Origin of the sequence: Mesorhizobium sp. M0408, assembly GCF_040321495.1 — a bacterium.
Lineage (GTDB): Bacteria > Pseudomonadota > Alphaproteobacteria > Rhizobiales > Rhizobiaceae > Mesorhizobium.
Map to the genome: position 1 here is coordinate 171,595 of NZ_JAMYRO010000010.1, position 18,811 is coordinate 190,405.

At 62.6% G+C, this 18,811-nt stretch carries 28 protein-coding genes; 16 read left to right on the forward strand and 12 right to left on the reverse strand.

Features of this window, described 5'->3' with window-relative positions; genetic code table 11:
- Positions 1-31 precede the first annotated feature (31 nt).
- A complete protein-coding gene (locus NKI67_RS14460) occupies positions 32-250 on the forward strand; it encodes a hypothetical protein (protein ID WP_023676213.1) in 219 nt (72 codons plus the stop codon).
- Positions 251-439: 189 nt separating this feature from the next.
- Here the strand turns inward: NKI67_RS14460 and NKI67_RS14465 are convergent, their stop codons facing one another.
- Positions 440-568, reverse strand: coding sequence for a hypothetical protein (locus NKI67_RS14465; RefSeq protein WP_280952093.1), 129 nt, complete (start codon positions 566-568; stop codon positions 440-442).
- Positions 569-618: 50 nt separating this feature from the next.
- Entirely contained in the window at positions 619-1,182 is a 564-nt protein-coding gene (locus NKI67_RS14470) for a sigma-70 family RNA polymerase sigma factor (RefSeq protein ID WP_023676143.1), read from the reverse strand.
- A 312-nt stretch (positions 1,183-1,494) separates the two neighbouring features.
- On the opposite strand from NKI67_RS14470, the gene NKI67_RS14475 reads away from it, so the two are divergent.
- The 3 genes from NKI67_RS14475 (at position 1,495) to NKI67_RS14485 (ending at position 2,486) form a co-directional block, all read left to right on the forward strand.
- Positions 1,495-1,698, forward strand: coding sequence for a hypothetical protein (locus tag NKI67_RS14475; RefSeq protein ID WP_023676144.1), 204 nt, complete (start codon positions 1,495-1,497; stop codon positions 1,696-1,698).
- Positions 1,699-1,822: 124 nt separating this feature from the next.
- Positions 1,823-2,116 carry a DUF982 domain-containing protein gene (locus NKI67_RS14480; protein ID WP_023676145.1) on the forward strand — a complete coding sequence of 98 codons (294 nt, stop codon included), beginning with the start codon at positions 1,823-1,825 and terminating at the stop codon, positions 2,114-2,116.
- Between the two features lie 70 nt (positions 2,117-2,186).
- Entirely contained in the window at positions 2,187-2,486 is a 300-nt protein-coding gene (locus NKI67_RS14485; protein ID WP_023676146.1) for a DUF982 domain-containing protein, read from the forward strand.
- A 32-nt stretch (positions 2,487-2,518) separates the two neighbouring features.
- Here NKI67_RS14485 and NKI67_RS14490 read toward each other — a convergent pair whose 3' ends face one another.
- The 3 genes from NKI67_RS14490 to NKI67_RS14500 all read right to left on the reverse strand — a co-directional run bounded on the left by NKI67_RS14490 (position 2,519) and on the right by NKI67_RS14500 (position 4,279).
- Positions 2,519-3,013, reverse strand: coding sequence for a hypothetical protein (locus NKI67_RS14490; RefSeq protein WP_023676147.1), 495 nt, complete (start codon positions 3,011-3,013; stop codon positions 2,519-2,521).
- An 82-nt stretch (positions 3,014-3,095) separates the two neighbouring features.
- Complete coding sequence (locus NKI67_RS14495) at positions 3,096-3,386, reverse strand: hypothetical protein (RefSeq protein ID WP_156937320.1); 291 nt, start codon at positions 3,384-3,386, stop codon at positions 3,096-3,098.
- Between the two features lie 62 nt (positions 3,387-3,448).
- On the reverse strand, positions 3,449-4,279 hold the full coding sequence (locus NKI67_RS14500) for an SIR2 family NAD-dependent protein deacylase (RefSeq protein WP_023676149.1): 831 nt from the start codon (positions 4,277-4,279) through the stop codon (positions 3,449-3,451).
- A gap of 331 nt (positions 4,280-4,610) precedes the next feature.
- Between NKI67_RS14500 and NKI67_RS14505 the strand changes: the two genes are divergently transcribed.
- Genes NKI67_RS14505 through NKI67_RS14545 form a run of 9 tightly spaced genes read left to right on the forward strand, consistent with a single transcriptional unit; the run spans position 4,611 to position 13,137 of the window.
- Positions 4,611-6,404, forward strand: coding sequence for a methanol/ethanol family PQQ-dependent dehydrogenase (locus NKI67_RS14505; RefSeq protein ID WP_156937325.1), 1,794 nt, complete (start codon positions 4,611-4,613; stop codon positions 6,402-6,404).
- Positions 6,385-7,254: a substrate-binding domain-containing protein gene (locus NKI67_RS14510; RefSeq protein ID WP_023676151.1), complete on the forward strand. Its 870-nt coding sequence runs from the start codon at positions 6,385-6,387 to the stop codon at positions 7,252-7,254. Before NKI67_RS14505 ends, NKI67_RS14510 begins: the two co-directional genes overlap by 20 nt.
- Complete coding sequence (locus tag NKI67_RS14515) at positions 7,251-7,784, forward strand: c-type cytochrome (RefSeq protein ID WP_023676152.1); 534 nt, start codon at positions 7,251-7,253, stop codon at positions 7,782-7,784. The genes NKI67_RS14510 and NKI67_RS14515 overlap by 4 nt, the downstream gene beginning before the upstream one ends.
- A 17-nt stretch (positions 7,785-7,801) precedes the next feature.
- Positions 7,802-8,797, forward strand: a complete 996-nt coding sequence (gene coxB / locus NKI67_RS14520; protein WP_023676153.1) for a cytochrome c oxidase subunit II — start codon at positions 7,802-7,804, stop codon at positions 8,795-8,797.
- Positions 8,794-10,761: a cytochrome c oxidase subunit I gene (gene ctaD, locus NKI67_RS14525; protein WP_023676154.1), complete on the forward strand. Its 1,968-nt coding sequence runs from the start codon at positions 8,794-8,796 to the stop codon at positions 10,759-10,761. Before coxB ends, ctaD begins: the two co-directional genes overlap by 4 nt.
- Positions 10,758-11,363, forward strand: coding sequence for a cytochrome c oxidase subunit 3 (locus tag NKI67_RS14530; protein WP_023676155.1), 606 nt, complete (start codon positions 10,758-10,760; stop codon positions 11,361-11,363). The genes ctaD and NKI67_RS14530 overlap by 4 nt, the downstream gene beginning before the upstream one ends.
- A 1-nt stretch (position 11,364) precedes the next feature.
- Positions 11,365-11,706 carry a hypothetical protein gene (locus NKI67_RS14535; RefSeq protein ID WP_023676156.1) on the forward strand — a complete coding sequence of 114 codons (342 nt, stop codon included), beginning with the start codon at positions 11,365-11,367 and terminating at the stop codon, positions 11,704-11,706.
- Positions 11,703-12,587, forward strand: coding sequence for a cytochrome c oxidase assembly protein (locus NKI67_RS14540; protein WP_023676157.1), 885 nt, complete (start codon positions 11,703-11,705; stop codon positions 12,585-12,587). The genes NKI67_RS14535 and NKI67_RS14540 overlap by 4 nt, the downstream gene beginning before the upstream one ends.
- Positions 12,568-13,137, forward strand: a complete 570-nt coding sequence (locus tag NKI67_RS14545) for a c-type cytochrome (protein WP_023676158.1) — start codon at positions 12,568-12,570, stop codon at positions 13,135-13,137. Before NKI67_RS14540 ends, NKI67_RS14545 begins: the two co-directional genes overlap by 20 nt.
- A 39-nt stretch (positions 13,138-13,176) precedes the next feature.
- Here NKI67_RS14545 and NKI67_RS14550 read toward each other — a convergent pair whose 3' ends face one another.
- Genes NKI67_RS14550 through NKI67_RS14575 form a run of 6 tightly spaced genes read right to left on the reverse strand, consistent with a single transcriptional unit; the run spans position 13,177 to position 17,283 of the window.
- Positions 13,177-13,650 (reverse strand): DUF2269 family protein, encoded by a 474-nt coding sequence (locus tag NKI67_RS14550; protein WP_023676159.1) that lies wholly within the window; start codon positions 13,648-13,650, stop codon positions 13,177-13,179.
- Positions 13,650-14,936: an SDR family oxidoreductase gene (locus tag NKI67_RS14555; protein WP_023676160.1), complete on the reverse strand. Its 1,287-nt coding sequence runs from the start codon at positions 14,934-14,936 to the stop codon at positions 13,650-13,652. The genes NKI67_RS14550 and NKI67_RS14555 overlap by 1 nt, the downstream gene beginning before the upstream one ends.
- A gap of 34 nt (positions 14,937-14,970) precedes the next feature.
- The gene (locus NKI67_RS14560) at positions 14,971-15,306 is read right to left on the reverse strand and encodes a hypothetical protein (RefSeq protein WP_023676161.1); all 336 of its coding nucleotides are present in this window, start codon (positions 15,304-15,306) and stop codon (positions 14,971-14,973) included.
- Positions 15,306-15,668 (reverse strand): hypothetical protein, encoded by a 363-nt coding sequence (locus tag NKI67_RS14565; RefSeq protein WP_023676162.1) that lies wholly within the window; start codon positions 15,666-15,668, stop codon positions 15,306-15,308. The genes NKI67_RS14560 and NKI67_RS14565 overlap by 1 nt, the downstream gene beginning before the upstream one ends.
- A complete protein-coding gene (locus NKI67_RS14570) occupies positions 15,668-16,888 on the reverse strand; it encodes an NRAMP family divalent metal transporter (protein ID WP_023676163.1) in 1,221 nt (406 codons plus the stop codon). The genes NKI67_RS14565 and NKI67_RS14570 overlap by 1 nt, the downstream gene beginning before the upstream one ends.
- Entirely contained in the window at positions 16,885-17,283 is a 399-nt protein-coding gene (locus tag NKI67_RS14575; RefSeq protein ID WP_245274675.1) for a hypothetical protein, read from the reverse strand. Before NKI67_RS14575 ends, NKI67_RS14570 begins: the two co-directional genes overlap by 4 nt.
- A 219-nt stretch (positions 17,284-17,502) precedes the next feature.
- On the opposite strand from NKI67_RS14575, the gene NKI67_RS14580 reads away from it, so the two are divergent.
- The 3 genes from NKI67_RS14580 to NKI67_RS14590 are packed head-to-tail and all read left to right on the forward strand — an operon-like array spanning position 17,503 to position 18,049.
- The gene (locus NKI67_RS14580; protein ID WP_023676165.1) at positions 17,503-17,718 is read left to right on the forward strand and encodes a DUF2934 domain-containing protein; all 216 of its coding nucleotides are present in this window, start codon (positions 17,503-17,505) and stop codon (positions 17,716-17,718) included.
- Between the two features lie 5 nt (positions 17,719-17,723).
- Positions 17,724-17,852: a hypothetical protein gene (locus tag NKI67_RS14585; protein ID WP_280952094.1), complete on the forward strand. Its 129-nt coding sequence runs from the start codon at positions 17,724-17,726 to the stop codon at positions 17,850-17,852.
- A gap of 8 nt (positions 17,853-17,860) precedes the next feature.
- Positions 17,861-18,049, forward strand: a complete 189-nt coding sequence (locus NKI67_RS14590) for a hypothetical protein (RefSeq protein ID WP_156937321.1) — start codon at positions 17,861-17,863, stop codon at positions 18,047-18,049.
- Here the strand turns inward: NKI67_RS14590 and NKI67_RS14595 are convergent.
- Complete coding sequence (locus NKI67_RS14595; RefSeq protein ID WP_084641055.1) at positions 18,035-18,796, reverse strand: GntR family transcriptional regulator; 762 nt, start codon at positions 18,794-18,796, stop codon at positions 18,035-18,037. The two genes, NKI67_RS14590 and NKI67_RS14595, sit on opposite strands and share 15 nt — an antisense overlap.
- Between the last annotated feature and the right edge of the window lie 15 nt (positions 18,797-18,811).

Genomic DNA, 18,811 nt, shown 5'->3' on the forward strand with positions numbered 1-18,811 from the left:
GCCGCTATTCGACAGTATGAAGGAGAACAAGATGGCGTCCGGCAGCAAGAAGCACATCGGTCGCGGCAGTCACGGCAAAGGCGCTGGCGCTGGCGCGATGACCGATCTTCCCAAGGACAAGATCGGAGAGAACGCCGTTCTGTCCAACAGAGACAAGAAGCAGCACACCAAGGAGCGTGGGCTCGACGGCAATCGGGTCAAGTCCGAGCAGTACCAGGATCATTCAGCGGATCGGCGGCCTGAAGACTGATCGTTGCGGCAGCATGCGAGCTTGCAGCCGGTGAGCAATTGAAAGGCGGCGAGAGCCCAACCGCTGACGAAGCTGTGCAAGGACCGATGCCGGTCGCATGGACGCCCTGCAAATTCTTGCAAACTCGCACTGTTGCCACCAGAGTGAAGTGAAGGGACCAACATTTGCCAAGAGAACGCGATGTCTCGCTCAAGGGAAGATTCCGTCAGCACGCGTGCCGATCTGACGATAGACCGGGAAATCGCTTCCTTGCTTGCGGCCATCGAACAGGAAAGGGTTCCTGACAGGCTGACCAAACTTGCGATCGAGTTGCAGCATGCGCTTATCGAAAGGCGCTTGCGCGAAACCAGTAACTAACGTGACGTGTATTAGCGGCGCCTCTCGGCTTCGAAGTCCAGTTGTCCTTCGGACAGATAGCTGCGCCTTTCCATCAGGGTTTGCGAGGAACTTTCGCCAAGGTATTCCAGCACGCCGGCGCGTGCCCTGTTGAGCCGGCTCTTCACGGTTCCCACCGCGCAACCGCATATTTCGGCCGTTTCCTCATAGCTGATGCCCAGAACGCCTATCAACATCAGAACCTCGCGCTGGTGCTCAGGAAGGCTTTGGATGGCCTGGTGGACTTCCTTGCCCTGTACGGACCATTCCTGCGTCGCTTCCGAGATCGGCCGCAGCGAAGCGCAGTCGAGCAGGCCGGGCGCTTCCCTCACCGCGGCCCTGACACGCGTGTAGTAGGTGTTGCGCATGATCGTGAAGAGCCATGACTTCATGCGCGTTCCAGCTTCGAACTTGTCAATGTTGGCCAAGCCCTTGGTCAGCGTCTCCTGGACCAGGTCGTCGGCATCATCGGGAGTGCGGCAGAAGGTGCGGGCGAAAGCCCTCAAAGCGGGTATGAGGTCGACGATGGAAACTTCTTCGGTTTCGCGAGTCGCCAAGGCGTAGGCTGTAGGTGGCAATGGTCCAGCTCCCGTCCAGAATGAGTTCGTGAGCGCAGACCAGTTAAATGCATTGGGCGAAAGATCGTTCCGGCTGGCGAAAATCACCCGGATCGGGAACCGGAGCGGCTTGGCTGGGCAACCCAGCCGGCGGTGATATTTTTGACGGAACAACCACCGGTATCGCGGAGTTGGAATCCAGGCCGTCCGAAAATCCGGGGCGCCGCCATTGGCGTGTCGAAACGCGATTTTCGCAGCGAGCCTGGGCCGCCACCTCAAGGACAGTCCGCCACCTCAAAACAGGAGGAACCCATGACAGGAAACAAGCACGCCAAAGGCAAAACGCCGGCCGATAGCGACCTTGCCAACGATCCCGGCATCGGCAGTTCCAAGGGCACGATCAAGGAGGGCGACCGGCTCGATCAGGGCGACAACACGTTCGAAGGCGATGTCGAGAACGACACCACGCCTCAAGGCGGTATCAATCCCCGGCAAAAGATGCGGACCAACAAATGACGCCAGCATCGGCCGGCGCACGATCGAACAACCCGCTGCAACCCGTGCAGCAATCCCGCGTTAAAGAGCATGGGCCTCGCGTCCGCCCAGCGTTGATGCGACAGGCTCTTTCGCGGAGACACAGATGACAAAAAAATCGTTTGGCCGCCCCGTTCCAATTCTCGTCGGCCTTGGTTTCCCTCGCCATGTCGAAAATATCTGGCAGGCCTATGACGTCTTGAACGAATGGCCGAGTCGCGGCCCGGCGCACAAGGCGGCGTTCGACGCCTGTCGCGCCGGGCTGGCTGACGAGGTCGATGCCGAGACCGTGCGCGCGGCGTTCGAAGCATTCGCCCGCAAGGCGGGCATTCTGGCGCACGATGTCGCCGCCGAAATACCAGCAGGCACCAATCCCACTGCGGTTCGCGACGTCGGCTAAAATGCCCAGCAGGCCATGTGACCTGCTGAGGCTAATTTATATCAAGGGTGGTTAAATCGGGAGGACCGCCATGCTGGAGATAAAGTTCGATGCTCCGGTTTGCATCTACTTCGGCAAGCCGGGACGATCGCGAATGGTCAGCTCCGTTTTCGAGGCTTCTTACTGCCTCAAAAGCGAGAAATGGCCTGCCCGCAATGCCCCGTTGTCGCTGATGGCGGGAGATGCATTGGATGGCGCCCAGATCGGCCAGATTACGGCAGCGGAAGCCCGCGAAGCATTTATCGACGCGGCTTTGGAAGCGAAGATTCTTGTCGAAGGCGAGCCGCATGACACACATGCCCGGACGGCCTTCATGCCGGACGGCGGGTGAACCGGCAGGCTGCTTCCCCGCAGAGCCGTTTATCACGAATGGCTGGCTTCCTCGGCCTTTTTCTCCCGCTGCTGCCTGAGGACCTCGTCGGTTCCGACCAGCTTCTTCGATCCGCCGGGGATCGCGGTGGAAACAACAGCCGGCGGGTCGCTTGCGGGGAAAGAATCCTCCAGACCCGCCTGCAGCTGGTCTTCCAGCGTCTGCGGCTCTTCCGAGCGGCCAGGGGTCCTTCGGGTGTCTACATTCTCCAGCGGCTGTGTCATGTCCGGTGAAGACCTGACTTCTCGAATCCAGCCATAGAGCTGTTCGATGGCAAATTCCTTCATTGTGTCGAAATCGGCCTTTTCGTCACGCGATGCCTCGATTTGGTCAACCATGGTCTTCTCGAACCGTTCGAGGCTCTCGCTTCCACACGCTCGGCAGAGACGCACCAGCGCCTCGCGCAGTATGAGCGGCGCAAAGTGCGCTGTCGCCTCGAGCCTGAGCTGCTGCAAACGCTCCGGGGTAGCGGCTTGGAACTTCGACATGCTCGACCTCTTCGCCTAGTGGAGCATGTCAACGAAAATTGTCGGCGGATGTTCCATCGGCGGCCGCTGCATCGCTCGATCCTCAGCGGTGCGCTCCACCACCGACTGCCATGCGGATACCGAGACAGACGACGAAGCAGCTGTGCCGGATGACCGTCCGGCCGCCCGCTATGTAGAACCCATGCGGCCACTTCGGCCCGGGTTCGCCAGATGCCTTGGTGCCATCGTTGGACCTGCCGGCATTTCGCATCATCTTGAGTGCTTCGTCCCTGGTCAGGCCGCACCTGCGGGCAAAACAATCGATCTCATAGGCCAACTCGGCCGACAGGTCGTGTTTGGCATGCATTTTTCGCTGGTGTTTGCGTGCGCCCATTCAGGCTCGGTCCCGGATCAGCCGGTTCCCAGCGCCTGGCCAATCCGTTTCCGCAAGTTTTCTCACGCGCCGTCTGGCCGGCCCACCCTGTCCTTGAGTTCGTTCAGGAATGCGAGCAGCGCGTCCTCAGGATCGTCGGCCGCTTCGGTCAGCATATCGATGCCCCAGCGGCCGAGGACAGCCTCCTGGACGATGCTCGGCTGGGACATGAAGATGAAGGATTTCGGGCGATTCTTCTCATAGCCGGAGCGGCGCCAGGTCTGCCAAAGCCGGTGCAGCAGCAGACGGATGTTCATGTCGGACATGCTGTAGCCGATGAACAGGATGGTGCGCCCGAGCGCGTCAGCGCGAAACTTCACGTCGAGCGGCGAATCGAACGAAAGCCGCTCAAAATAATCGGTCTCCGCCAGAACCAGCGATTTGTCGTCGTCGAAATCGCCGTGGAATTTTATGATCTGCGTCACCTCGCCGGTGGCCTTTGGCAAGTCCTTTGCATTGGCGACTTTGACAAAGGGCCGGCTATGGATCTCGAAGGCAACCTCGAGATTGCGATCATAATTGGTGGTGTAGATGATCGGAAAATCGAGCGATACGATGAGCTTGTGGATTGCCGACCGCTGCACTTCTTCGCGCGATACGCTCCATTCGCGATCCATCCAGCTGCGCAAAGGGCCGAGGCTCCCCTGCTTCAGCCGGTAGTATTCGGCAAGGGCCTGATAGCTGGCCTCCGGTGCGCCGATCATGTCCTCGTGAAGGCCGAGTTCGCTTTGCATGTGCTCGATGAGCTTTTGCCAGGACGGCAAGCCGACGCTCATCGACACCCCGGCTCCAACGAACAAGATAGCTCGTCGCTCTTTCACCGATTGAGCCAGTTGCTCGACTGCAGACAGCATTCGACACAACTGCGATAGGCGCCGCTCCGTTCCAGCCGAGCCCGGACCGCCGCCGGAATAGATTTACTTCCGACGTGAGTGCGAACACTCGGATCGGCTGTTCCGAGCGCCCGGCCGCCGACTTTGGCCAACCGAACCCGACATTTATTTCGTTGCATTTGGCACTTCTGCGCCGCTCACGCGTTGGAGAGTGTTCAACAAACACGGCGCAGCTGCAGCTAATGGAGCTCTGCGCCAACGTCGGCAAACTCGACAGCCAATGAGGCAAGCGCGACTGGTGGCGGCGAAAAATAGGGTGCCTGGCAAAAGGGGAAAGAGGCCATTGGCTGCGATGCTGGGATGGACGCTGCTGGCAAGCTTCGCGCTGACTACCGCGGCGGTTGCTCAGTCAACGTCAAGCTTTGCGATAAATCCGCCTGCCGCAGCTGCTCCGCCCGACGACGGCCAATGGGCGATGCCGGCAAAGAACTACGCCTCGACTCGCTACAGCGAACTTGCGGAGATCACCGAAGACAACGTCAAAAACCTGCAGGTGGCCTTCACCTTCTCGACCGGCGTCAACAAGGGTCAGGAGGCTGCGCCCCTGGTGGTCGGCAACACGATGTACATCGTGACACCGTTTCCCAACATTCTCTACGCGCTTGACCTTACCAAGCCCGGCGCGCCGATGAAGTGGAAGTTCGAGCCCAATCCCGAGCCTGCGGCGCAGGGCGTTGCCTGTTGCGACGTGGTCAACCGCGGTGCAGCCTTCTTCGAAGGGCGCATCTATTTCAACACGCTCGATGGCCACACGATCGCCGTCGATGCGGCCACCGGCAAACCGGTCTGGAACACCCACATCGGCAACATCAACATCGGCGAGACCATCACCATGGCGCCGCTGGTGGTGAAGGGCAAAGTGCTGGTCGGCAATTCCGGCGGCGAAATGGGCGTACGCGGCTGGATCAAGGCGCTCGACGCCGGCGACGGGCACGTCGTCTGGACGGCCTACAATACCGGACCGGACGCCGAGGTGCTGATCGGCCCCGATTTCAAGCCGCATTACGACATGGACAAGGGCAAGGATCTCGGCGTGACGTCGTGGCCGCCCGACGCCTGGAAGATCGGCGGCGGCAATGTGTGGGGCTGGATCTCCTATGACCCGGACCTAAACCTGATCTTCCATGGCACCGGAAATCCCGGTCCGTGGAATCCGGATCTGCGGCCCGGCGACAACAAATGGACCGCCGGAATCTTTGCCCGCGATCCCGACACCGGCGCAGCCAAATGGTTCTATCAATGGACCCCGCACGATCTGCACGACTACGACGGCATCAACGAACAGGTGCTGCTCGACATGACCTGGCAGGGCAAGCCCCGCAAGGTGCTGGTCCGACCGGAACGCAACGGCTACGTCTATCTGTTGGATCGCACCACAGGCGAGGTCCTGTCGGCAGTCCCCTTCGGGCCAGTCAATTCCAGCACGGGCGTCGACCTCAAGACCGGCCGGCTGATTGTAAATCCGGACAAGAAGACCGGCACCGGCAAGGTCGTGCGCGACATCTGCCCGACCGCATCGGGCCTCAAGGACTGGCAGCCTTCGGCATTCTCGCCCAAGACCGGTCTGCTCTACATCCCGCACAACAATCTCTGCATGGACGAAGAGGGCGTCGACGTGAATTACATCGCCGGCACGCCCTATGTCGGCATGAACGTGCGCATGATCCCCGGGCCGGGCGGCAATCGCGGTGCTTTCACCGCCTGGGATGTCGCCGCCGCCAAGCCGGCGTGGAGCCTGAAGGAGAACTTTCCGGTGTGGAGCGGCGCCGTCGCCACCGCCGGCAACGTCGTGTTCTATGGCACTATGGAAGGCTGGTTCAAGGCGGTCAGCGCCAGGACCGGCGAACTGCTTTGGCAGTTCAAGACGTCGTCCGGCATCATCGGCCAGCCGATCACCTATCGCGGCCCGGACGGGCACCAATATGTCGCGATTCTTTCGGGCGTCGGCGGCTGGGCCGGCGCGATCGTATCCGGCGATCTCGATCCGCGCGACGCCACCGCCGCGCTCGGCTTCGTCAACGTCATGAAGGATCTGAAGGATGTAACCACGCCGGGAGGTACGCTGTATGTGTTCCGGCTCCCTTGAGACGACCGGTCGAGTTGCGCGCGCACGGAGAAAATCTTCCCGGCGGTTTGGCGCCGCGGTCGGCGCACTGGCACTCTCGCTCGTCGCCGCCGTTGCCGATGCGCGCGAATTGAGGATCTGCGCCGATCCCAACAACATGCCGTTCTCCAATGCCGCCAGGCGGGGCTTTGAAAACAAGATCGCCGAACTCATCGCCCGGGAGCTTGGTGCGACTGTTTCCTACACGTGGTGGGCACAGCGGCGCGGCTTCGTCCGCAACACGTTGAAAGCCGGCTTGTGCGATCTTGTGCCCGGCACGCCCGCCAATCTCGAGATGCTGCGCACGACCGCGCCCTACTACCGGTCTTCTTATGTGTTCGTGACACGCCAAGATGTGCCCGAAATCACGTCCTTCAACGATCCTCGCCTGCGCGATCTGCACATCGGCGTCCAGCTGATAGGCGATGATGGCGCCAACTCGCCCCCCGTCCAGGCGCTTGGCCGTCGTGGCATCGTCGGCCATCTCATCGGTTTCCCCGTCTATGGCGACTATTCGGCGCCGAACCCGCCAGCACGCATCATTGAGGCGGTCGCGAATGGCGACATCGATATGGCCGTCGTCTGGGGACCGTTGGCCGGCTACTTCGGTGCCAGGCAAAAAATGCCGTTGCGGATTACGCCGGTTGCGCCGCGCATCGACGGTCCGCTGCTGCCGATGATCTACGACATCTCGATGGGTGTGCGCCACGACGACGATGCGCTGCGCAGCGAGGTAGACGCAGCGCTCGCCAAGCACCGCGCCGAGATCGATGCAATCCTGGCGGAATATGGCGTGCCTCGCCTCGACGTCGCCGGGGCGGCAGTGCGATGAACCGCTGCCTTCCATGCTTGCTGTCGGCGATGCTCGTCCTTGCCGCTTGCCAGCGTGAGGAACGCGAAACGCGTCCACAGTCGGCGCTCGGCTCGGGCGATCAACCGGCAGCCGTGACGGCCCTCGAGCCGGGCGGCCAACGGCCGACCTCGTCCGACAACAAGGCCGGCGTGTTCGAGGCCAACGCCTTCCACCTCAGCGAGGGCAAGCGTCTGTTCAACTGGTTCAACTGTTCCGGCTGCCATGCCAATGGCGGCGGCGGCATGGGCCCGGCCCTCATGGACCAGAAGTGGCTCTATGGCAGCTCGATCGAAAGCATCCACGCCACGATCAGGGACGGCCGGCCAAACGGCATGCCGAGCTTCCGCGACACGATCCCGGATGACCAGATATGGGAGCTTGCTGCCTTCGTCCGGGCACTGAGCGGCAACGCACCGTCCTCCGCCGCGCCGGGCCGCGACGACGACATGATGCCCCATCCATCCGAGAATCGCCTGCCGGACGCCGCGACGCTGGGGAAGTCGCCGTGAGCCGCGGTGTCTGGACGATGTGCTGGTGCACGGCCTGCATCCTGCTCCTCGCAGGATGCAGCGGCTGGCAATCCGCGCTCGACCCAAAGGGCCCGGCCGCGAACGAGCTCGCATGGCTGATCTGGTTCTTCACAGCACTCTGCACGGTGGTCTGGCTTCTGGTGATGGCCGTGCTGATCGTGCCATTGGCCCGGCGCCCGGCGCCGGTCGGCGATCCGCTTGTCCTCGACGCTGCCGCCGAGCGCAGCAAGATGCGAATTGTCGTCGCCGCACTCGCCGCTACCGCCCTGATCCTGGTCGGCCTTACGCTGCTGAGCTACTTCGCTAACCGGACGCTCGCTGCTATCGGCTCGGATGCGGCGCTGACGATCCGGGTGACCGGGCATCAATGGTGGTGGGAGGTGCGCTACGAAAACGACCAGCCGAACCGCATCCTGACGACCGCCAATGAAATCCACATCCCGGCGGGCGAGCCGGTGCGGCTTGTGGTGACCTCGACCGACGTTATCCATTCCTTCTGGGTGCCGAACCTCTCGGGCAAGCTGGACGTCATTCCAGGCCACGAGAACGTTCTCGATCTGAAGGCGGACAAGCCCGGCGTCTATCGCGGGCAATGCGCCGAGTTCTGTGGCGCACAGCATGCCAATATGAGCACCTTCATCATCGCCGAACCTCGGCCCGTCTTCGATGCCTGGCTGAACGATCAGCTGCGGCCGGCGGCCGCCCCCGTGTCGGCCGAGGCCAAAACCGGCCACGACCTGTTCCTCAAACGGCCATGCGTGATGTGCCACAAGATCGGCGGCACCATCGCCGGCGGCACGGTCGCCCCAAACCTCACCCATATCGCAAGCCGGCAAACGCTCGCTGCCGGCACGCTGACAATGAGCCGCGGCAATCTCGCAGCCTGGATAGCCAATCCGCAGGGGATCAAGCCAGGCGCCCACATGCCCGTGGTGCGACTGGACGGGGACGAACTGAATGCGATCGTCGCCTATCTCGAGGGCCTGAAATGAGCAGCGCCCGTGAGCGTCGGCTCGCCGGCGAGGGAGCAGCGGCCGGCAAAGGAGACCTGGCCCCCGAGCGCGACGGTCCTCGCGATACCAGCCTCGACGACTCCAGCCTTGACCGCTGGCTGGCGCGGACATGGCAGACGGCGCCGGGCATCATCGGTGCGCTCTCGAGCGTCGACCACAAGATTGTCGCGCGGCGCTACCTGATCACCGCTTTCGCCTTCCTATGCCTCGGTGGCCTCAGCGCCGTTGCCATGCGCATCCAACTGTCGGGGCCGGAGCGCGGGCTGATCGGGCCCGACCGCTACAACCAGCTGTTCACCATGCATGGCGTGACGATGATGTTCCTGTTTGCGGTGCCGATCGTTCAGGCGACCGGCATCTACCTCGTGCCGCTGATGGTCGGCACCCGCAACATCGCCTTTCCGCGCCTCAATGCATTCAGCTTCTGGATTTATCTCTCCGGTGGCCTCTTCGCCTGGGTGTCGTTTGCTCTCGACATGGCGCCCGACGTCGGCTGGTTCTCCTACGTGCCGCTGTCCGGTCCTGAATTCGGGCCAGGCAAGCGTTCCGACGTGTGGGCGCAGATGATCACCTATACCGAAGTGTCATCGTTGGCGGTCGCGGTTGCCACCATCGTCACCGTGCTGAAGCAGCGTGCGCCGGGCATGTCGCTGGACAAGATTCCGCTCTATGTCTGGGCGATGCTGGTCACCTCCTTCGTCATCGTGTTCGCCATGCCGGCGGTCATGATCACGTCGACGTTCCTGATCCTCGACCGCCTGGTCGGCACCCATATCTTCAATCCCGCCGAGGGCGGCGACGTATTGCTGTTCCAGCACCTGTTCTGGTTCTTCGGCCACCCCGAAGTCTACATCATATTCCTGCCGGCTACCGGCATGGTGTCCTCGATCATCACCGCTTTCGCCCGGCGTCCGGTATTCGGCTATCTGGGCATGGTACTGGCCTTGATCGCGGTCGGCTTTCTGTCGTTCGGCCTGTGGGTTCACCACATGTTCGCAACCGGTCTGCCCAAGCTCGGCGCGAGCTTCTTCACCGCCTCGAGCATGCTGATCGCCATCCCGAACGGGCTGCAGATCTTCTGCTGGCTGGCGACATTGTGGGACGGACGCCCGATAATCAGAACGCCGCTGCTGTTCGTGTTCGGCTTCTTCTTCACGTTCGTCGCGGGCGGCCTGACTGGGGTGATGCTGGCGTCGGTGCCATTGGACCTGCAAGTGCACGACACCTATTTCGTGGTCGCGCATTTCCATTACGTGCTGATCGGCGGGTCGGTGTTCCCGCTGCTCGGCGCGACCTATTTCTGGTTCCCCAAGATCACCGGCCGGATGATGAGCGAACGTCTCGGACGCTGGCACTTCTGGCTTGCCTTCCTAGGCTTCAATGCGGCGTTCTTTCCGATGCACATTGTCGGCCTGTGGGGCATGCCGCGGCGGGTCTACACCTATCCGGTGGAACTCGGCTGGGGCAACATCAACCTGTTCATCACAGCCGGCGCGGTCATCCTGTTCCTAAGCTTCGTTCTGTTCACTATAAACCTGGTGTACAGCGCCTCGAGGGGCGCCCCGGCCGGGGACAATCCCTGGAATGCCGGCACGCTGGAATGGGCGACGAGCTCTCCACCGCCGAGCTATAATTTCGCTCGGATCCCGGTGGTTACCCACGCCGAGCCGCTCTGGGCCGAACGTGACACGCTGCCTGTCGCGACCGGGCTTCGCGTCGACGCGCGCGAACTTGTCATTTCGACCGTGGCAGAGGCGCATCCAGATGTGCGCGAGAAGTCGGCGACGCCGTCGATCTGGCCATTGTTCGCCGCGCTCGCCGTCGGCGCCACCTTTCTCTATTCGATCTTCAGCCCGTGGGCGGTGGTCTGGGGAGCCGGGCCGATCGCCATCACTTTGATCGGTTGGTTCTGGCCGAAAGGCGATCCGGAGGATGAGGAATGAAACAGCGTCCTGTCGCCGATCTTTCCAAACTCCCGACCTTCGGGATCGGACCGCGCAGCCCGACCTGGTGGGGCACTCTCGCCTTCATGGCGCTGGAAGGCACCGGCTTCGCGCTCGCCGCAGGCACCTATCTTTACCTCGCCTATCTGTCGCCCAAATGGCCATTGGGCGTGCCGCCGCCCAACCATTGGCCGGGCACCATCGTCACGCTGTTGCTGCTCGCCAGCGTGGTGCCCAATCACATACTGAACCGCTACGCCGAAGCCTGTGCCATGGTGCCCGTGCGCATCGGCCTGATCGTCATGTCGCTGCTCGGCATCGCACCGCTTGTCGTGCGGTGGTTCGAATTTCCGGCCCTCAACATTTATTGGGATACCAATGCGTACGGCTCGATGCTGTGGGTCCTGCTCGGCCTTCACACAACGCACCTGATTACCGACGTCGGCGACACGATGGTGCTGACGGTCCTGATGTTCACGCGCCATGGCTATAGCGGCCGGCGTTTCGGGGACGTTGGCGACAACGTCTTCTACTGGGATTTCGTGGTCGCGACCTGGATCCCGATCTACCTGTTGATCTACTGGATGCCGAGGCTTGACTGAGATGCGTGCGCTTCGCTTGGGCACATCATGGGGCGGGCTGTTGTCCGGGCCTTTGGCCTGGGCGATGTCGACGCAGCTGAATTATGCGTTCGTGGAGTGGCAGTGCGCCCACGATATTCCCGTCATACCGGTCATTGCGCTGGTGCTGACAGTGCTGGCCTTGCTCGGCGGCGTGCTTTCGTGGCGGGCGCGACAGCAAGGTGGCGCCGCCTTTAAACCGGATCGTACGCGCGGCACCGAGCATTTCGTCGCCAATATCGGCATTCTCAGCGCGGTGCTGTTTGCGCTGGTAATCGTCATGCAAGGCGCGGCTTCGCTCATTGTTGACGGCTGCCTACGATGAGCTTCGACGCGCTCTTCTCGACCTCGATCTGCTACGGTGCCGGCGCCCCGCAGGCCGGCTGGACGCTGGCGTTGCCGATCACGCTGCCGCTAACCATGGTCGCACTGCTTTACGCGGCAGGCGCCTTTCGGCTGTGGCGGCGGAGTGCCCGCAGCCGCCCGTTGCGGTTGCGGCAAGCCCTGCTGTTTGCGACCGGCTGGGCCATTTTGGCGGCAGCACTGGTCAGTCCGCTCCATGCATTGGGTGAGCGCGTTTTCACCGCCCACATGATCGAGCACGAGCTGTTGATGGCGGTGGCGGCACCCCTGCTGGTCGCCTCCCGTCCGGCGGCGGCGATGATGTGGGCATTGCCGACCAAGCTGCGGCTGGCATTTGGCGCAGCCGGGCAGGCGAAGGTGCTTCGAACCGTTTGGGCCGCCGTCAGCCGCCCTCTAGCCGCGACCTTCCTGCACGGCGTCGCGATTTGGGCGTGGCACGTTCCGGCGCTGTTCGAGGCGGCGCTTGCACAGGGTGTCCTGCATTATGCGCAACATGCCAGCTTCTTTGGTACGGGGCTGCTGTTCTGGTGGGTGCTGCTGCCGCGTTCAGGCCGCGAACAAGCCTACGGCAGCGCAGTCATGCACCTCTTTTTCACCTCGCTGCACACCGGCCTGCTCGGGGTGCTGCTGCTGGTCTCGCCAAGGCTGTGGTACCCGGTAAACGCAGCCGGCGCGGAATTGTGGAGCCTTAGCCCGCTCGAGGACCAGCAGCTCGCCGGCTTGGTGATGTGGGTTCCGGCCGGCCTGATTTATGGCGGAGCCGCGTTGCTGCTGGCCGGTCTGTGGATTCGCTCAAGTGGACAGAGAAGATGGGAGGCGTCGCATGCGCTCCAGGCTGTCTAAGCTGGTCATTGGTGCCGGGACGGCAATTGCCGTGCTGGCCGCAGCTTGGGCGGCGCTGACGTTGTGGCCGGAGCGGCTCGTCAGGGTCGCGCATAAGACGGACAATGCCCCTGGCAGCATCGGCGTGCGCGCAACATCGCGCTTCACTCCGTCCGGACCCATCCTCGGCGCCGCGGCAATTGTCGTGCTTGTTGCAGCCCTGGCCGGGATCGCGTTGTACTTCGAGCAAAGCCGTCGAGTGGAGCAGAAGGCCGACAATGCAACCGGCGGTGTTGGCGCCCGCGCCATACCAATCATCATGGCCAATGGCTGTGCCGGATGCCACACGATCACCGGCGTGCCCGGCGCGCAGGGACTGGTCGGTCCACGCCTCGACGCCAGCTTGGCCACCCGGGTCTATATCGGCGGCGTATTGTCCAACAACCCGCGAAACATGGTCCGTTGGATACGCGCCGCAAGAGAGATCAATCCGCACACGGCAATGCCTTCGACCAGAATTTCCGAGCAGGAGGCGCGGGATATCGCGGCCTATCTCTATTCGCTGAAATGAAAGTCATCGCTCATCCCGGCAGCTGCACGCGGCCTGTCTTCACCAGTCGATCGCAGGCCGAGTGATCATCAGCCAGAAAATCCCGAGTACCGCGGCGAAGGCGGGGAAGCCGAAGGCGAACCACAGCCAGAAGAGCCGATGATAGCGCGGCGGCAACGGCGCGCCTGCAGCGGCGGCTTGCGATGCCAGCTTGCGCATCTGCATTTGCATCCAGACGACCGGGAGCCAGAACATTCCGGTGAAGATATAGAGCGCGATCGAAAGTACGATCCAGCCCTCCGACAGCGAGTAGCCTGCCTGCCAGGCGAGCGCGGCTCCGGTCAAAGGCTGCGCGACCACGGCCGTCGCGGTGAAAAGGAAGTCGGCGACGACGACGATACGCGCCACGGCCGCAACCGTCGCGGCATTGCCGGTCCTGTGGGCGAGCAGCATGAAGAAAGCGATACCGGCGCCGGTACCAAGCAGCACGGATGCGCCGATGACATGCAGAAATTTCAGCAGGAAATAGAGCATCAACGCTCCTCCAGCACTGCCAAGGCCACAAAGTGCAGCACCAGGATCGGCAACACCTTGAGGAACGGCCCAAGCGGGTCGTTCCACAGATCGGGGCTCAGGAGGCTTCCGACGACCAGGTAGAAGAGCGAGAGCGCGATGCCGCCATAGAGGCCTTTTCGCGTCGCTGGCCGCCAGGCTAGGAGCGCGCCGACGGCGATGTCGGCAAGAGCACCGGCTATCACGGTCGGCGCCGACAAGATGCCAGCCCCCGTGCTTTGCATCAGCTCGATGCCACCGTTATAGCCGGTGGTCAGCGACACAATACCCGTCACGATCCAGAAGAAGGGCAGGACGACGAAGATCGCAGGCTTGATGAAATACAGCCGGGCAAACCATTTTTCCTGCACCGTTGCCGGATTGAGCGCGAGGAGGCCCGCCAGGGTTTGCGGGCGTATGCCGGTCGCGGCGGTCCAGTCCGAGGGATCTCCAACCGCTCCTCGGGCGATCTCTCTGGCCGCGTTGGTGCGCATCGGTGGACGCCAGCCGAACATCGCGGCAAGGTCGCCGAGGCGGTAGAGAAGCCTTGCAACAGCCGCCGGCAAGACAAACCTGGCTGCAGGAGCCCAGCCGAGCCATCGGCGATAGCTGCCGACGACCTCGTCCATGCTCAGCTGTTCGGGACCGACAAGTTCCAACACGACGCGAGACGGACTGTCGGGATCGAGAAGGAAGACGACTGTTGAGACCACATCGTCGAGTAGTACCACCTGGAGCCGGCCGGTGCCGGGCATGGACGGTAGCACCGGCAGCGAGGCGAGACCCCTAAACAATGCGCTGGCCCCAAACACCGGCCGGCCGAGCACCACGGACGGGCGCAGGATCACCCAATCCAGATCAAGCGCCATAAGCGCTTGGTCGCCGGCCAGTTTCGTCGCCGAGAATGCCGAAGGCTGCGCCCGATCGACGCCTATCGCCGAGAAGTGGATTACCCGGGCAACCCCTGCCCGCGCACAGGCGAGGAAGAGTGCTGCCGCCGCATCGCGATGGACTTCGCGCGTCTTTTCGCGAGGGCTGTCCTGCAGGACGCCGGCACAATTCACGACGGCGTCGACACCCCTGAGATGCGGTAGCCAGTCTTCGGGCTGCAGCGCCGCCGCCATGTCCAGCACCAGCAATTGATAATTGCCGGCCCGGTTTGCGCCGGGGCTGCGGACCAATCCGATCACCTCATGCCTTTCGGAAAGAAGGCGTGCCACGACGGAGGCACCGATCAGGCCGGTGGCGCCGGTAACCAGGACTTTCACTGGACCCCATTCTCCGACGGCGGGAAAGTATCGTTCATTCCGGTTTATCGCCCTCGATACTCCCCTTCATACCGGAAAGTTCTTCCGTCGTGCATAACAACCGCGGCCGCGCCGGGTCGGAGATGTCGAGCTTGTCCCAGGGAATGCGGTACACGCTGTCGCGACTGCGCAATCGAAAGACGTCGAGGACCGCAATGCCGATAGCCGAAGCGGACAGACGCTCGAAGGCCGCGTAGATGCCGACATGGTACTCGGTGACCACCAGGTCGTCGCCATCCGGTTCGGCGCGTATCTCCTCGATACGGCCGATGCTTTTGCCGTGCGAAAGCACATTCCTGCCAGCCAATTGCTCAAGATTGACGGTGGCCATCATCCAGCTCCCGGAATACGCCCAATGACATGATCGCGCAGCCAGTCCTGCCAGTCGAAAATCGCCGTTTCGCGGACGTCGATATCGAACTCGATGTCGACGCCGATGTCGCGCACCTTGTTCCAGGCGATGCGGTGCGGCTCGGCATGGCGCTTGCCGCCGAGCCTTGCCGCAACCCGCGCCATCCAGCGCCCGGGTCGCTCGCCAAGCCGACGCCCCAGCGTGATCGAGCCGAGCTCGACCGCAACGATTTTAGGCGGCTCGCCTGGCCTGAGCTCGGCCACCAGCCCGTCGACCTTGCCGATCTTGACCTGCTCGCGGTCGACTACTTGCTTGTCCAGGATGTCGCGCAGCAACTTCATCACGTGCCTCCGAATATCTGCAAAGGAATGGTCACGATCGCGAGCACGAAACCGAGCGCGATGATGAAGATGACCGCGGCATTCGCTATCATGCCATTGCGGTGCTCGCCGACATAACGCTCGTCATTCAGCAGGAAGAGGAACGGCACCACGGTCAGCGGCAGGCTGGCGGCCGTCAGCGCCATGGAAAAGATGGTGAGCTTCAGCGGATCGAGGCCCAGTGCGATCGGAATGGCGGCGAGAACCAACAAGATCGTATAGACGGTGCTGAAACCCGGGTCGTCGCGCGGTTTCAGGTTCTCGCCCCAAGTCCAGCCGAAACCCTGCGCCACAAGGTAGGCTTGCTGCAGGCCGATTTCGAGCGCGGCACCGAAGCAGGCAATGCCTAGTGAAGCAACGAACAGGACAAATCCCCAGAAACCGAAGATCGGAATCAGCATCAGTGGCAGTTGGTGGTAGTCATCGACCTGCTCTATGCCGTGCGCGGCCAGCACGAGCGCCGCCACAATCAGCACACCGATAGCGATTGTGCCGCCAAAACTCATGCCCAGGCCGGCAATGGCCCGATTGGCTCCGAGATAGCTCTTGTCCCACTCGTCCTCGATCGCTCCCGACGAATAGAACATGAACAGATAGGGCGAGATCGACGCACCAAGAATGCTGACCGCCATGAACCAGTAGTTGGCCGCGTCGTGATCCGGCAGTGTGGGCACGGCCCCGGCCGCGACCTGCTCCCAATCGGGCTTCAGCATGACTGCGCCAACCACGAAGCACAGCGTGACCAGCCCGAGGATCGCGACGCCTTTTTCGATGAATCCGAACGTGCCTTTCCAAAGGAACAGCCATGCCAGAAAAGCGACCGGCAGCGCCCACCACTGAAAGCCGATGCCGGTGGCGAGCTCGAGCGCAATGGCAACACCGCCGATTTCGGCTGCCATGACCAGGAAGTTGACCAGCAAGGTCGCAAGCAACGGCCACAGAAAGGCGTTGAAGCCAAACCGTTCCCGGATCCCGTCGGCGATGGTGTGATGGCTAACTGCGGCGAAGCGTCCGGCCATTTCGACCAGGAAGATGATGCAGAACGTGCCCAGGACGACGGCCCATATCAGCTGAAACCTGAACGCCGCGCCGGCCTGAGCGGCGGTCGCCACTGATCCGACCTCAAGAAAGCCGCCAACGCTGGTGACGACGCCGAGCGATATTTCGAGCAGCTTCTTCATGATTTCGGCGCGAAATATTTCGCGTAGGACGTGCTCAGATCGGCGGCGGCGGCCCGCAGATCCTGCTGCGCGTGTTCCACTTCCGAGCGGTTGCCGTTCTGCACGGCCGTCGCCGCGCGAATTACCGCTGCCGAAAGCCGTCCAACCGCCATCGTCAGACCGGCTTGCCCGCTGGGCTCAGGCGACTTGGCGGACTGGATTTGCGCACCGGCATCGGCGAGCGCCTTGCCGGCCGATTGCAAAGTGCGCGACGTGTATTCCGACGGGGCTCCCCCAGCGATCCAGCTCTCCAGGACCAGCGATGCAGTCTGTGTGGCGGAAGCCGCGGTTTTCGACTGCTGCTCGACCTGGTCGGAAGGCGAGCATGCCGTCAATACAAATATTATCAGCAGCAAGCACGGGCGGTCTGGTCGAAGACCGACGGCTGTAACGGCATTTACAATACGTGCTTGTAGCGTTGCTGCCACACGATTGTTCTCCCCGCACCAAGCGACTTCGGCGCGAAGTTTGATCTAGAGCGCTGGGTGATCAGGTCAACTGAACCGCGATGAACGGCGCTGGCACCGCGGAACAAACCAGCGATCGCCGGATTAGGGGCTGAGGAGGCAAAGGCCATGGATAGGGAAGAGCGTATCAGGCAGCGAGCCCATGAGATCTGGGAGCGCGAAGGCCGTCCGCAAGGACGCGAGCGCGAGCACTGGGATCAGGCCGTGCAGGAGATCGAAGCTGAGGGTTCCGAGGCCGAACGCGGCCCGGTCGTGCCCGATCCAACGGTCGAGGCCGGCTCCGATCCGGAGGCACGCGGCAGCAAGCGGCGGCGAGGGACATGAGGCCGATGCCTCGTTTCGTCGCCTGGATCGTGGTCGTACTGGTCGTGCTGTTCGCCGCCTGGCTGATGATCGGGCGCGACAGAACCGGCGGCGGAGGTCAGCCCACGCCGCACGCAATTGATCAAAATGGATAGGAGCCGACATGACGGGAACCGATACTCATCCTGAACAAGACCCGGCGGAAGGATCGCGATCGGTAGTGGAAAATCAGCTCCGCAAGGAGCAAGGCGGCGAGGGTCAAGATCGCAAAGCCGAGCCAGCTTCCGACAAATCCGGCAGCAAGACCAAGACGCCTTCGGAAGCGCGCAAGAAAGGCTCAGGCTTGGATTGAGCCGGCCGAAAGCGGGCTCACACTGCCGTTTGCCTCGAAATAATGGGGATAGCGCTCCCGGACGATTTCGAGCACCTCGAAGATGCGGCGAAGATGCGTTCGCATCGCCTCTTCCGCGGCAAGGGCGTCGGCCTGCTCGAGCGCATCGACAATCCGCCGATGCTGGCCGAGGACCACCGACATGCTGTCGAGGCGCGGAAAAGACAGGAAGCGGAAGCGGTCCATGTGCAGCTTCGCCGCGCTGATGTCGGCCCAGATTCCGGGAAACCCGGCATGACTGGCGATATGCTGGTGGAACAGCTCGTCCGACTTGAAGAAGCGCCTGTCGTCCGCGATGGAGGCGAACGTCTCCTGGACGGCCAGTTCGCCTTTTAGCACGGCAAGCAGGTCAGCACGGCGCGGGCTCTCGACCGCGCGCTTGATCAGGCCGACTTCGAGCGCTTCGCGCAGAAACTGCGATTTCTCGAGATCGGCAATCCGCAGCGGTGCCACCATGCTGCCGCGCTGCGGATAAATGTCGATCAAGCCAAGACCGGCCAGCCGGGCGAGCGCCTCCCTGACCGGCGTGCGGCTCACGCCGAGGGCTTCCGACATCGCCTTTTCAGAAATCAGCTCGTGCGGCTTCAGGCGGAAGGTCAGGATCTGGTCGAGCAAAACCTCGAACGTCCTAGCCGCAACCGAAGCGCCAGGGGCGGTTTCGCCGAGCCGCCCCTCGGTGATGGTCCGCATTCCCAAAAGCCCTGCCATCGGCGCCCCTTATAG

Excerpts from the sequence above, each read along its gene's own strand:
- coxB (WP_023676153.1), top strand. The coding sequence starts at position 7,802 with ATGTGCTGGTGCACGGCCTGCATCCTGCTCCTCGCAGGATGCAGCGGC.
- ctaD (WP_023676154.1), top strand. The coding sequence starts at position 8,794 with ATGAGCAGCGCCCGTGAGCGTCGGCTCGCCGGCGAGGGAGCAGCGGCC.
- NKI67_RS14475 (WP_023676144.1), top strand. The coding sequence starts at position 1,495 with ATGACAGGAAACAAGCACGCCAAAGGCAAAACGCCGGCCGATAGCGAC.
- NKI67_RS14495 (WP_156937320.1), bottom strand. The coding sequence starts at position 3,386 with ATGGGCGCACGCAAACACCAGCGAAAAATGCATGCCAAACACGACCTG.
- NKI67_RS14485 (WP_023676146.1), top strand. The coding sequence starts at position 2,187 with ATGCTGGAGATAAAGTTCGATGCTCCGGTTTGCATCTACTTCGGCAAG.
- NKI67_RS14570 (WP_023676163.1), bottom strand. The coding sequence starts at position 16,888 with ATGAAGAAGCTGCTCGAAATATCGCTCGGCGTCGTCACCAGCGTTGGC.
- NKI67_RS14545 (WP_023676158.1), top strand. The coding sequence starts at position 12,568 with ATGCGCTCCAGGCTGTCTAAGCTGGTCATTGGTGCCGGGACGGCAATT.
- NKI67_RS14530 (WP_023676155.1), top strand. The coding sequence starts at position 10,758 with ATGAAACAGCGTCCTGTCGCCGATCTTTCCAAACTCCCGACCTTCGGG.
- NKI67_RS14465 (WP_280952093.1), bottom strand. The coding sequence starts at position 568 with ATGCTGCAACTCGATCGCAAGTTTGGTCAGCCTGTCAGGAACCCTTTC.
- NKI67_RS14590 (WP_156937321.1), top strand. The coding sequence starts at position 17,861 with ATGACGGGAACCGATACTCATCCTGAACAAGACCCGGCGGAAGGATCG.
- NKI67_RS14580 (WP_023676165.1), top strand. The coding sequence starts at position 17,503 with ATGGATAGGGAAGAGCGTATCAGGCAGCGAGCCCATGAGATCTGGGAG.
- NKI67_RS14480 (WP_023676145.1), top strand. The coding sequence starts at position 1,823 with ATGACAAAAAAATCGTTTGGCCGCCCCGTTCCAATTCTCGTCGGCCTT.
- NKI67_RS14505 (WP_156937325.1), top strand. The coding sequence starts at position 4,611 with ATGCTGGGATGGACGCTGCTGGCAAGCTTCGCGCTGACTACCGCGGCG.
- NKI67_RS14490 (WP_023676147.1), bottom strand. The coding sequence starts at position 3,013 with ATGTCGAAGTTCCAAGCCGCTACCCCGGAGCGTTTGCAGCAGCTCAGG.
- NKI67_RS14550 (WP_023676159.1), bottom strand. The coding sequence starts at position 13,650 with ATGCTCTATTTCCTGCTGAAATTTCTGCATGTCATCGGCGCATCCGTG.
- NKI67_RS14540 (WP_023676157.1), top strand. The coding sequence starts at position 11,703 with ATGAGCTTCGACGCGCTCTTCTCGACCTCGATCTGCTACGGTGCCGGC.
- NKI67_RS14585 (WP_280952094.1), top strand. The coding sequence starts at position 17,724 with ATGCCTCGTTTCGTCGCCTGGATCGTGGTCGTACTGGTCGTGCTGTTC.
- NKI67_RS14560 (WP_023676161.1), bottom strand. The coding sequence starts at position 15,306 with ATGGCCACCGTCAATCTTGAGCAATTGGCTGGCAGGAATGTGCTTTCG.
- NKI67_RS14510 (WP_023676151.1), top strand. The coding sequence starts at position 6,385 with ATGTGTTCCGGCTCCCTTGAGACGACCGGTCGAGTTGCGCGCGCACGG.
- NKI67_RS14595 (WP_084641055.1), bottom strand. The coding sequence starts at position 18,796 with ATGGCAGGGCTTTTGGGAATGCGGACCATCACCGAGGGGCGGCTCGGC.
- NKI67_RS14460 (WP_023676213.1), top strand. The coding sequence starts at position 32 with ATGGCGTCCGGCAGCAAGAAGCACATCGGTCGCGGCAGTCACGGCAAA.
- NKI67_RS14535 (WP_023676156.1), top strand. The coding sequence starts at position 11,365 with ATGCGTGCGCTTCGCTTGGGCACATCATGGGGCGGGCTGTTGTCCGGG.
- NKI67_RS14500 (WP_023676149.1), bottom strand. The coding sequence starts at position 4,279 with ATGCTGTCTGCAGTCGAGCAACTGGCTCAATCGGTGAAAGAGCGACGA.
- NKI67_RS14515 (WP_023676152.1), top strand. The coding sequence starts at position 7,251 with ATGAACCGCTGCCTTCCATGCTTGCTGTCGGCGATGCTCGTCCTTGCC.
- NKI67_RS14565 (WP_023676162.1), bottom strand. The coding sequence starts at position 15,668 with ATGAAGTTGCTGCGCGACATCCTGGACAAGCAAGTAGTCGACCGCGAG.